Source organism: Chloracidobacterium sp., from assembly GCA_016711345.1.
Classification (GTDB): Bacteria; Acidobacteriota; Blastocatellia; order Pyrinomonadales; family Pyrinomonadaceae; genus OLB17.
Genome location: JADJTD010000001.1, coordinates 2,828,294 through 2,839,784, shown reverse-complemented (window position 1 = coordinate 2,839,784; position 11,491 = coordinate 2,828,294). Strand labels below are relative to the sequence as shown.

Annotated in this window: 10 protein-coding genes; 4 read left to right on the top strand and 6 right to left on the bottom strand. The window is 49.8% G+C overall.

Going from position 1 to position 11,491, the window contains the following annotated elements; genetic code table 11:
- Window positions 1-34: 34 nt before the first annotated feature.
- Window positions 35-1,615, top strand: a complete 1,581-nt coding sequence (gene dacB / locus IPL32_11755; GenBank protein MBK8466497.1) for a D-alanyl-D-alanine carboxypeptidase/D-alanyl-D-alanine-endopeptidase — start codon at window positions 35-37, stop codon at window positions 1,613-1,615.
- Here dacB and IPL32_11750 read toward each other — a convergent pair whose 3' ends face one another.
- The 3 genes from IPL32_11750 to IPL32_11740 form a co-directional block, all read right to left on the bottom strand.
- Window positions 1,616-1,969, bottom strand: a complete 354-nt coding sequence (locus IPL32_11750; GenBank protein MBK8466496.1) for an RNA-binding protein — start codon at window positions 1,967-1,969, stop codon at window positions 1,616-1,618. It abuts the gene before it with no gap.
- A gap of 307 nt (window positions 1,970-2,276) precedes the next feature.
- Entirely contained in the window at window positions 2,277-3,689 is a 1,413-nt protein-coding gene (gene mpl / locus IPL32_11745) for a UDP-N-acetylmuramate:L-alanyl-gamma-D-glutamyl-meso-diaminopimelate ligase (protein ID MBK8466495.1), read from the bottom strand.
- A gap of 4 nt (window positions 3,690-3,693) precedes the next feature.
- Window positions 3,694-4,302, bottom strand: coding sequence for a hypothetical protein (locus tag IPL32_11740; GenBank protein ID MBK8466494.1), 609 nt, complete (start codon window positions 4,300-4,302; stop codon window positions 3,694-3,696).
- A gap of 94 nt (window positions 4,303-4,396) precedes the next feature.
- On the opposite strand from IPL32_11740, the gene IPL32_11735 reads away from it, so the two are divergent.
- Window positions 4,397-5,455, top strand: a complete 1,059-nt coding sequence (locus IPL32_11735) for a hypothetical protein (protein MBK8466493.1) — start codon at window positions 4,397-4,399, stop codon at window positions 5,453-5,455.
- Here the strand turns inward: IPL32_11735 and IPL32_11730 are convergent.
- Both IPL32_11730 and IPL32_11725 read right to left on the bottom strand, forming a co-directional pair.
- Window positions 5,452-7,509, bottom strand: coding sequence for a S46 family peptidase (locus IPL32_11730; protein MBK8466492.1), 2,058 nt, complete (start codon window positions 7,507-7,509; stop codon window positions 5,452-5,454). The two genes, IPL32_11735 and IPL32_11730, sit on opposite strands and share 4 nt — an antisense overlap.
- Before the next feature lie 25 nt (window positions 7,510-7,534).
- Window positions 7,535-8,695 (bottom strand): pyridoxal phosphate-dependent aminotransferase, encoded by a 1,161-nt coding sequence (locus tag IPL32_11725; GenBank protein ID MBK8466491.1) that lies wholly within the window; start codon window positions 8,693-8,695, stop codon window positions 7,535-7,537.
- A 59-nt stretch (window positions 8,696-8,754) separates the two neighbouring features.
- Between IPL32_11725 and IPL32_11720 the strand changes: the two genes are divergently transcribed.
- Window positions 8,755-9,495 (top strand): hypothetical protein, encoded by a 741-nt coding sequence (locus IPL32_11720; protein ID MBK8466490.1) that lies wholly within the window; start codon window positions 8,755-8,757, stop codon window positions 9,493-9,495.
- A gap of 11 nt (window positions 9,496-9,506) precedes the next feature.
- On the opposite strand, the gene IPL32_11715 is transcribed toward IPL32_11720, so the two are convergent.
- Window positions 9,507-10,130 (bottom strand): DNA-3-methyladenine glycosylase, encoded by a 624-nt coding sequence (locus IPL32_11715; GenBank protein ID MBK8466489.1) that lies wholly within the window; start codon window positions 10,128-10,130, stop codon window positions 9,507-9,509.
- A 30-nt stretch (window positions 10,131-10,160) separates the two neighbouring features.
- Here IPL32_11715 and IPL32_11710 point away from each other — a divergent pair, with 30 nt between their 5' ends.
- Complete coding sequence (locus tag IPL32_11710) at window positions 10,161-11,489, top strand: thioredoxin domain-containing protein (protein ID MBK8466488.1); 1,329 nt, start codon at window positions 10,161-10,163, stop codon at window positions 11,487-11,489.
- Window positions 11,490-11,491 lie beyond the last annotated feature (2 nt).

Sequence of the window (11,491 nt, the reverse complement as noted above, 5' to 3'; positions counted from 1 at the left end):
CTGCAATAGAGTCTTTTTTTGTAGACTTCAATCAATGAAGGTCGTCAAGAGATTTAGGTTCGATGTTCTGCCGTTGCAGATCGTTTTGGCAATCGGGTTTGCTACTGTTGCGGTTTGGGCGCAGGCTCCAAATTCGACGAGGGCGACAGCCTCACCTACTCCTGCGGCTTCTCCAATAAAATCTCCGACGCCGGTTCAGACGCTTGACGATCTGCGTGCAAAGATCCGAAATAGAATGCTCTCGCCCGAAGCGGCGCGTGGGCGTGTCGGCATCAAGATCACTTCGCTGAATAGCGGCAAGGTGATATTTGAGAACGATGCGGAAAAGTATTTCATTCCGGCGTCGAATATGAAGAATTTTACGGTTGCGGCGGCGCTCGAAAAACTCGGTCCGGATTTTCGATTTGTGACGAGCGTTTATGCGGCGGCAAAGCCTGACGCATCAGGCACGATCAAAGGCGATTTGCGAATATTTGGACGTGGCGATATTTCTATCTCGACGGCGTTCAACAATGGCGATTATTACAAAGGCATCGACAATCTTGTTGACAAAATAGTAGCCGCTGGCGTCAAACGCATCGAAGGTGACCTTGTCGGCGACGAGAGTTACTTCAAAGGCAATGCAGTTCCCTACACTTGGGAATGGGACGACCTGCAGTGGTATGACGGTGCGGAGATTTCGGCCTTGCCGGTGAATAACAACGCGCTCGACCTGACAGTAAAACCGGGAGCATCGACCGGCGGCCAGTGCGTGATAAATATCTTGCCGCAAACTTCGTTGATGCCGATCGTTAATACTTGTACAACCACATCAGCCAGCCAGCCGCGAACGCTAAAGGTATTCAAGCCGCTTGGACGAAATGTTCTTGAGATCTCGGGAATGATGCCTTCAAACGATAAAGGCTTTACCGGTTACATCGCGATCACTCGTCCCGCTGAGATGTTCATCGAACTGCTGAGGCAGCGGCTGCTCTTAAAGAATATCGTGTTTACGGGCAAGACTCGCATCGATCAATTTAAGCTGCCTAACTCCGAACCGGTAGAAATCACAACGCTCGAATCACCGCCATTCAGTCTGATCGCAGCCAAGACAATGAAGCCGAGTCAGAACATGTTCACCGAGACTATTCTTTGGACGCTTGGTGAACGGCTTGGCCGGCAATCTTCAGCGACGGCTGAAAGTTCGACGCTTGGCATAAATGTCGTAAAAGATTTTATTAATCAGATCGGCATTCCGCGTGATGCCGTTTTGCATTATGACGGCTCGGGAATGTCACGGCATGATCAGGTTACGCCTTCGGCGGTTGTAACGCTTTACACCTACATGACAAAGCAAAGCAAGAACGCACAGGTGTGGCGCGACAGTCTCACAGTAGGCGGCGTTGATGGAACTTTGTCACGGAGATTTGCGGGAACCGCAGCAGCGGGAAACATGCGCGGCAAGACGGGCACGCTCGATCAGGTTTCGGCTCTCTCCGGCTACCTTACGACAGCCGGAGGAGAACAGATAGTTGTATCGGTCATTGTCAACGGCATCGCCGAGACAAGAGGGAGAACATCACTCATAGACGACATCGTCGTCCAGTTAGCAAACTTTAAGGGCAAAATTGACTGACTACCAGCGGTCGCCGCCGTAATCGTTACGACCGCCGCCGTAATTGTCATTCCGGCCACCGCTGTAGCCGCCGCGATCTCTGCCGCCTCCGCCTCTGGGGCGATCCTCACGCGGGCGGGCTTCGTTGACGACCATATTGCGGCCGTCATATTCCTGGCCGTTGAACTGCGAGATCGCTGCTGTGGCTGCGTCTTCCGAAGCCATTTCCACAAATCCAAAACCCCGCGAACGGCCTGTCTCGCGGTCCATTACGACATTTGCCGAATCGACCGGTCCGGCCGCGCCAAAATATTCCTGCAGATCTTCACTCGTCACACGAAATGACAAGTTGCCGACATATAGTTTAGTACTCATTTTCCTTATTATTTTCGAACCAAAATCAGAGAAGCAAGAGGCAGGCAGAAGGAAGATATTCCCGAAAAAGCGGCGACGCACCCTACACTAAAATTAACTACTCTAAAACCACAATCCAACTCTCAAAACCGAACCGAAAAGCGTCACCCAAATAACCGGACGGGCATATCAACCGAGATATTGTCGAGAGCAAAAACTCTAAGAATTATGACTAATTTTTGCAAGATTGGCAAGAGGGATTTCACCACAAAGTCACGAAGGCCATAAAGGTTTTTTTAATTTCTTTGTGCCCTTCGTGACTTTGTGGTTAATTTCCTTTCAGGACTTTGAGAAGTTTCTCGTGAATACCGCCAAAGCCGCCGTTTGACATCACCGCAATAACGTCGCCGTCTGTCATTAGCGGTGCAAGGTGTTCGACGATAACGTCGGCATCAGCGAATGTTGTGGCCGTCTTTCCTGACGCGGCAATGTCCGCGACGAGTTTTTCGACATCGAGCAACGTGTCGCCAAATCGTTTGGCGTCTTCGGGATTAAAGACGCTGGCGATGATTATTTGATCGGCGTGTGTGAAGGCTCTTTTGTATTGTTCCTCAAAGATCGACAGCCGCGACGACCTTGAACGCGGCTCGAAAACGGCGATCACACGATTGTCAGGATACCTTTGCCGCAGAGCTTTTAGGGTTTCATCTACCGCTGTCGGATGATGAGCAAAATCGTCTATCACCGTCACACCACGCTCGACTCCCCGAACTTCCATACGACGTTTTACCGACTTAAACGTGTCGAATGCCTGCTGCATCTTTTCTTGCGAAATGCCCCACGCATCGGCTGCGATAATGACAGCGAGCGTATTGCGAACGTTGAATTCGCCGATCATTTTCGTCGTAAATTCGCCCCACAATTTGTCTTCACAATAAACTTTGAATCTCGTTCCGTTGCCCGCAAACTCAAGGTCGCGGGCTTGCCATTTAGCTTCGGACGACAGCCCAAAAGTTTCAACCGTCGTGTACAACTTCCCTTCCATCGAAGCGAGAACCTCACCGACTGCCGGCGAGTCGATGCCGCAGATCAGGCGGCCGTTCCCAGGAACGAGATTCATCAGCCGCGAGAACTGCCACTTGATCGCGTCGAGGTCTTTGTAGATGTCAGCGTGATCGAATTCGATATTATTCACAATGGCGATCTCGGGCAGATACGACATAAACTTTGGTTTCTTATCGAAAAACGCCGTATCGTATTCGTCACCTTCGATGACGAAATAATTGCTGTCAGCAACGCGAAAGCTCTGCCCGAAATTCTGCACGACGCCGCCGACAAGAAATGTCGGATCGAGGCCGCCGACCTCGCAAAGCCACGCCGCGATGCTTGTTGTCGTTGTCTTGCCGTGCGTTCCGGCGACAACGAGAGAACGCCGCCCTCGAATAAACTCTTCACGCACGGTCTCGGCCTGCGAGCGATATTCGAGCCTTCGATTGAGCACTTCTTCAAGCTCCGGATTGCCGCGCATGATCGTATTGCCGACTACCGTTATGTCGCGCGGCAGGTCCGTGTTTTCGGCTTTGTAGCCCTGTATTATTTCTATGCCGAGAGCCTCAAGCTGCGTTGACATCGGCGGATAGACGTTCTGGTCCGAGCCGGTGACCTTGTGTCCGCGTGCCTGCAGCATTCCCGCCAGACTAGCCATCGCCGTGCCGCATATTCCGATCAAGTGATAGTGCATTTTTCTATTTTTTCTTTAACAAATGGGCGAATGGTAATTTGCCTGTGGTTTTGTAATAGTCGATTTTCTTCGGATTATCACCCATCACTCCGCCGCCCTCAGGTTTTTTTGGTTTTTTGGTCGTCAGATCTAGATATTTTTCGGTTTTGCTGATCAACTTCCCGCTGCGATCAAAATGACGGCGCCGATTAACGATATAGTCGCCATTAAATGTGCGGAGTTCAGACTCGACTCGGGCGAGTGTTCCGTCCTCTCTGAAATAGTGATAAACATACTTTACCCAATCGCCGGAGCCGCTAAAAAACGTAAAATTTGATACTACGATCTTGCCGTTTTTCCGCCAGTTATAAGCGATGCTGTAGGTTTCAGAGTCTTCACGATATTTGTCGAGAGCCTTTTCAGATGCAAAGCTGCGCCATTTTTCCGTTTTGTCAGTCAAGCCTGAAACATCGGCAAAAACTAATTCCGGCGTTTTGCGTTTCTTGCCAACCGCATCAAGCGACTTGCAGTATGCATCGATACTTTTCACCTCGGCCTTTACCGATTGTCCGAGCAAATTGCTCTGAAACACAAAAACGATCATCGTCAGCAAAAATAATATTGAGTTTTTCATAATGCAGCCACAAAACCTTATGCGAACTTCTGTCATCATAGTTTAATGCAGCCGTGAGGTGCGGTGAAGTTTGCAACTTCAAGTTTTTAACAATATGAAACTAAAAGCGTTGATTTCCCTGCTATTAAGTTTCTGTTTTGTCGTGCAGCCGCTTGCGGTTTCGGCGATGGAGACCGATCAATACAATTTGCCGCCGATGCCGCTCGCGGACATTGGCGATGAGGTTTCGGAATATGTCGAGGAAAATCTGCTCGCGGCTGTAGCAAAGGTCAATGCTGACATTGCAGTGCGTCAGGCTTGTATCGAAGTTTTCCAGACTAAACAATCAGGCTGTAATTCCGCGGAAAAAGAAATTAAGGAACTCGCATACCTTCGTTCAAATGATGCGGTCGCGAAGGAATTATACAAACTGCTCGGCGACGGAAGTATTTTTTATTCACATATTGGAAGGTGGGCGAATAAACATAAATTCCGCTCACACCCCGCGACTTACAAACCAAATTATCTCGGTTCGATCTATGTCGCGGCACCGATTGATTTTGTCACGCTCAGCCCGACCGTTCGACTGTTCGGCGTCGAATTTGGCACCGACAAACTCGATCATTTTTTTCAGCAAGGCTACAAGTATTACGAAATTCAGAAAGAAGCTGCGTCAAAAGGCGCGACACTTGAGCAAGCAACGACTAAAGCTATTAAGTGGGGACAACGAAGCGAGCGAACATATTTCGGTCTTCTCGTTTCCGGTGTGTATTCAAACGCCGATCTCTATGCCAATTACGCCGGAATGAAATTTTATGAAAGGCTGACCGAGCCGTTTTCAATCGGCAATAAAACTCATCCATCGGTTTTGATTTTGAAAGACGGCAAATGGACGATCAATGTTTCAAACCTGCGCGAAGAGCTGCTCGAACCGTTCGTTTCCGATCATCTCAACGAAGCCCTCAATCCGTCCGGCTATGCATTCACGATCTTTGGTTCAGTCCGCCGCTCGATAAAGAAAAATGCCTGCAGCGAATGGCGAGAGCTGTTTCCCATTGCAACAAAAGCCGATCTTGAATCAAGATCGGCTTCGCTGGAAAACTGGGATGGTGAGGATTACGGCCACACTCGAAAAGGAAAGTCCGTTTCGATCGCCGCTTGCTTTGGCGTCTAGCTGCCTAGTAATTCCCTCACTAATGCATCGGCATCATAAACCTTTCTCAACGACTCGATGACCCCTGCCGAGTGAACACCGACTGCGCGTGAGCCTTCGCCTTCTTCGATGTACCAATAGCGGTTTGAGAGCTTTTGGTTATTGCTGTCAAAATTTAGGCCGACGACCTCGCCTTTGCGGTTGATGACGGGCGAGCCACTGTTGCCGCCGATCGTGTCAGCGCTGTAAACAAAATTGAGCGGCGTCGAAAGATCGATCTTGTTACGGGCGGCTTTCAGACTCGGCGGCAGGTTGAATGGCGAGGCTTCGTTAAAGCTCAGTGCCCTGTCATAAAGCCCGAAAAAAGTCGTTTTATACGGCACAAGCGTTGTGTCTTCGTCATAGCCTTTCACCACACCATACTCGATGCGAAGCTGTGAATTTGCGTCCGGCGGCATCGTTTTGCCGTAGATCGCAAACCGAGCCTCGGCGATCTTTGTGCCGTTGGCGGTTTCGACGTTGGTGATGTTCTTTTCATTCCATTCGCGGAGTTCACGAATGATAGGATCGACTCGGCGGGCAAGCGTGACCATCGGATCGGTCGAAGCATTGACCGCAGCCGCACCGCCATCGAGAAGTGCCTTTCGATCAGCAGGATTGATGAGTTTTGTTTCGCGAACCGCTCGCCCAACAACCTCAGAGGGCTCGGCATCACCGAGAGCAGCTTTGATAAAAGGATCGCTTGCGCCGAGAACCTTTCTCGCCTCAACAAACCACGCTGTCAGCGCTGCTTCTTCCATATCCGCATAGATCGGTGCGGGCGAAAGCAGCGACGTTTTGAAGGCTTCTAGCCGGGCATCGCGATACTCAGGATATCGTTCGCCGTTGGGTTTTGCGGTCTCGATCTGGAAAGTGACGATCTGCCGTGCAAAGGTCGCAAGCTGAGATGAACTTAGGCTTGAGAACGCGATCTGTTTTGCTCTCGTTGGCAACGTGGTGTAAGCATTTTCGATCGCTGCCCATGCAGGTGCGTATTGTTTATCGAGTTCGGGTTTCGCAGCAAGTTTATCGCGCAGGTCTTTTTCCTCTGCCTCTTTGCGCGCAAAATTACGTGGATTGAGCAAGCCTTTTTGCTGGCCTTCAAGACGCTTGAGCGAATTTGCGAACGAACGCATTCCGGGATTTGCCTGTCGAAGCTGTTCGGCACCGCGCTTTGAATAATCTTCCAGAGCCTTACGGCGAATTTTCCAAACCTGTTCCTGCAGAGGATTGCCGATGTCGCGTTGATAACCAAGCTGTGCGATCGTAAGCAAACGTGCCGTCGAGCCGGGATAGCCGGAAACTAAAATGAATTCTCCATCGGCTGCTCCGGTTGCAGACCATTTCAAATATTGCGGCGTGCTGGCAGGCTTGCCGTCCTCATAAGCTCTCAAAAACGTGAAATCAAGATCGTGGCGAGGATAGACAAAGTTGTCATAATCGCCGCCAAAGAACGCAGCCTGTTCCTCAGGAGCCATCACGAGGCGAATGTCGGTATAACGTTTGAAACGGTAGATCCAATACTCACCGCCGCTGTAAAGCGAGACAACATCGCACTTCAAGCCCGCAGGACAATCCTTTTCGATCGCCGCGATCTCGGCTGTACGTTTTGCGGCGATGTCAGCGTCGTTTGTACCCATTTTCGCGGCGTTGTGCACACGCGTGGTGATGTTATCGAATGAAAACAAAACAGAAGCGCTCGCGTCCGGAATTTTCAGTTCGTCAGCCTGCGTTTTCGCATTGTAGCCGAGCATCAAAAGGTCGCGTTCCTTGCTTGAAACCTTTTCGATATAACCCGCCGCGACGTGATGATTGGTCGCGATCAAGCCGTTCGGCGAGACGAACACAGCCGAGGATCCGTTCACCTTTGGCGAGGCAAGCCGCACCTTATCGAGCCACTCTTTCGACGGCTCAAAATTGTAGCGTTCCTTCCACTGCTTTAGCGGCGGATTGTCGAAGGTCCACATTCCCTCGTCGGCAAAGACCAAAGATACGAGCAAATTTATGCAAATCAACAGAGCAAAAGATCGTTTCATAATTACACCACTTAAATAGATAATTTTAGCGAAGAACGCGTTGCAGCTTTTCCATCGCACCTTCGAGGATGTTGTCTTCGCGAGCGATGCAGATGCGGACGTGTGCGTCCCAATCGTCACTGTCAGCAAAGGCGCTGCCGGGCGTCATTCCGACTCCGGCGTCGCGCATAAGCATTTCGTTAAACGCAATTGCGTCGCTGAAGGTTTCGGGAATGCGTGCCCAAAGGTAGAATGCCGAACCGGAATCGTAGATCTTAAAACCGAGATCCGTAATGCCTTCTGAAAAGCTGCGGCGTTTGGCGTCAAAATCGTCCCGGAGCCGCGGGTAATATGTGTCATCGGCCATCAAAACCTTAGAGAGAGCAGCCTGGAGCGGCGTTGCCGGACAGACGTAGATCACATTAGCGGCGTTGTTTACCTGTGCTATCAGCTCGCCTTTGCCGTAGGCGTAGCCGAGACGCCAGCCAGAAATGTTCCACGATTTTGAGAATGAGTTGACGGTTATCGTCCTCTCCCACATATCAGGCAAACTTGCGATGGAAACGTGCGGATTTTCGCCCATGACGTAATGCTCGTAAACCTCGTCGGAAATTACGAGCAGGTCGAGCTGTTTTGCAACGTCGGCGACGGCTTCGAGTTCGGCTTGCGTCATCACTTTGCCGCTTGGATTTGCGGGCGTGCAAACGATGATCGCCTTGAGCGGAAATTCGGTGCGATCCTTTAGCTCTTTGCAGCGGGCGAGCAATGCGTCCTTGTCGAACGTCAGGTTTTCGTCGAGTTCGAATGTTTCCGTCTTGCCGCCAAATTCCTCAAGTATTCGCCGGTGATAAGGATAATAAGGCTCAAAAACAAGTGCCGACTTGCCGCGAAGATAGCTCTGGGCGATTCCGATCAAAGCTCCCGTGCCGCCGTTCGTTATCATAACTTCAAACGGACGGGCGTCAACATCGATCTCGATGCCGTTGTATCTGGCGATCTTTGCGGCGACGGCTTTGCGCAAATCTTCGTTGCCCTCGCTGCCGCCGTAGTGATTTTGGCTCGCCGCAATTATCTGCCCGGCCTCGACCGCAAGCTGCGGGTCGATCGGCAATTCCGACTGGCCCTGAACAAGGTTCCCGCTCGCCGGAACGAGCCGCGTAATGGCCCGGATATCGGGCTTGACTTTCTTAACTCTAGCTTCTGACATAAGATTATAAAATAGCAGTTTTCGGGCGAGATTTCTAAATGCCAATTGGTGAATAGCCTATGTTTACAGAAGAACAGATTGAACGTGGCTTTTGGTATTGGAATATGCTAAACGACTTCCCGCCTGAAAGCATCACAAAGCCTGACGAGTATGAGGGACAATCGAAAGTTAACATTGCCTGTACTCAGCGATTAGACTTGACAGCAGGGGAACAAAAAAAACTTGTTAGGGATTGGATCGACTATTTACCAAGCTGCAAGAATATTGAAATGCTCTGGTTCACAACGCACACACCTCAACAACTTTTTGATAGTGTTTGTAGGTTAGAAAATTTAGTGGGGCTTAAAGTTAAGTGGAGCAACATAAAGTCCCTTGATAACTTGTCCGCATTACGGAAGCTGAGATATTTGGGTATTGGGAGTTCTTCCCAAGTTCAAAGTATTCTGCCATTGACGGAAATGACACAGCTACAAGTACTTTTCATCGAGAATTTTAAGAGAATAACCGACTTTTCGCCCTTGGTTACTCTAAAAGACCTTAGGTTCTTATCGATCGAAGGCGGCATGTATACAAAACAAAAGGTGGACACCTTCGAACCAATCAGCGAGCTATCGAACTTGATTCACTTTAGCGCGGTGATGATTAGTTGCCCTGACAAACGTATCGATCCGATTCTTAAGCTGAAAAAGCTGAAGGCGTTGAAATGGTTTCGCACATTACCAACAGAAGATATAGATAGGTTGAAAAGTGAATTGCCGAACTTAAAATATTTTCCCGGTCGCTACTCTCAAGAAATTTAGAATATCTTCCTTTAGTTTGAGGCTTGGTCAATAGCGTTATTGACTTTACTCACAAACTCGTTGTCTTTCACCCAAAACCGCCACGGCTTTTCCGCGTCTTCGCCCGCGTAGTCGATGCCGACGCGTTTACCGATGGCGATCTCGTTCGGGGCAAAGGTACAGTGATCTTCAAGCCAGATCTGCTTTCCGCGCAGGTCTTCGCCATTTAGACTACGGTCAATATTGAGCGCAATACAGAGTTTGCCGGGCCCGGAAGTCAGATTGCGGTCTTTCATCGGACCGCGACGTTCACGCATGATCTCAATACCATCGAAGGGTTCGACGGCCCGAATTAGAACAACGTGCGGACGTTCGCGTGGGCCGGTCACGATATTTAGCTGGTAATACATCCCATAAATAAAGAAAACATACGCATGTCCGCCCTTGCCATAGGTGACCTCATTTCGCGGCGTGCGGCGCCCGTTGTAGCTGTGTGCCGCTCGGTCGGTCTCGCCCAGATATGCTTCGGTTTCGACAATCATCGCAGAAACACGGCGACCGTTAACAGGAACGACGATCAGCTTGCCAAGTAGTTCTTTTGCTATCGAGATCGTATCCAGGCGGACGTAGAATGAGCGCGGAAGTTTTTTCCCCATATATTTGGTAAAATTTAATATCGCAACTTTATGAGATCGATCAACACTATTCTCTTCATTATTATTTTCACGTTCGCGGCTTTTGGGCAAAAGCCGGACGAAATTCTAGCGACTTCGACGGGGCATACGATACGGCTTCGTGATTTGCCGCCTGCAATTCAAAAAGCAGTTTCTGATTATCCAGCAAATCTTCCAAAAATACGCACGAACCTCTTTGAGCAGATGGTAAACGAAAAGGTTTTGGAGCTTGAAGCCAAGGAACGCGGCGTTACGCAGGGTCGTCTTATTGCGGCCGAAAAGGCAAAGATTCCGGCTCCTAGCGAGATCGAGATCAAAGCCCTTTATGAAGCAAAACGTAGAGAGATCGGATCCAGAACGCTCGAAGAAGTGCGAAAAGCGATCATTGATTACCTTCGCAATCAAGCCGAACAAAAGATGCTGGGCACGCTTTTGACCAGCCTAAAGACCAAATATAAAGTCACTGGTGGGAAGGAGGTAAACGCCATAGGGCTTGCTCAAACTGAAGTCCTCGTAACTATCAACGGCCAACCAGTTACCCTCAAAGATTTTGAGGATTTTGCGAAAATTCCGTTGTTCCAAGACAAAGCCGATCTCGCCGATTCTGTGGTTGATGCGGTAACGGAAACTCTCTATAACCTTTTGCTGGCGGATGAGGCCAAATCTCTCGGCATCGACGAAGGTACGCTGATCGGCCGCGAGATCACTAATAAACTAAAAGAGTTTTCGACCGAGGAACGCGCGGCGTTGACCGATGCATTAGGAAAACGGCTCTTTGCCAAATATCAGGTAAACATGCTCTACACAGCACCTGAACCGATGCGGCAAAACATCTCGGTCGGAACTTCGCCCGCGACCGGACCGGCAAATGCGCCGGTTACTGTCGTGATGTTCAGCGACTTTCAATGCTCGGCATGCTCTGCCACGCATCCGGTATTGAAAAAGGCGATGGAATCATATCCGGGCAAGATCCGTTTTGTCGTTCGCAACTTCCCACTTGAGGGCGTTCATCTCAATGCGTGGCGTGCGGCTCTTGCGGCCGAAGCCGCAAATGCACAGGGCAAATTCTTCGAATATATTGAGATTCTCTACGCCCATCAGGATGCTCTCGACGATGCGTCATTGAAGAAATACGCCGCCGATCTGGGTTTGAATGTCAAACAATTTGAGTTAGACTTTAACTCCGAAAAGACAGCGGCTGCTGTCAAAAAAGATATGGCCGACGGTGAATTCTATGGCGTCAGTGGGACACCCGCGATCTATGTGAACGGCATCTGGGTAAGGTCCCTTACGGTCGAAGCATTTAAGGCCGCAATAGATAAAGCTTTAGGAAGTAAGTAAAT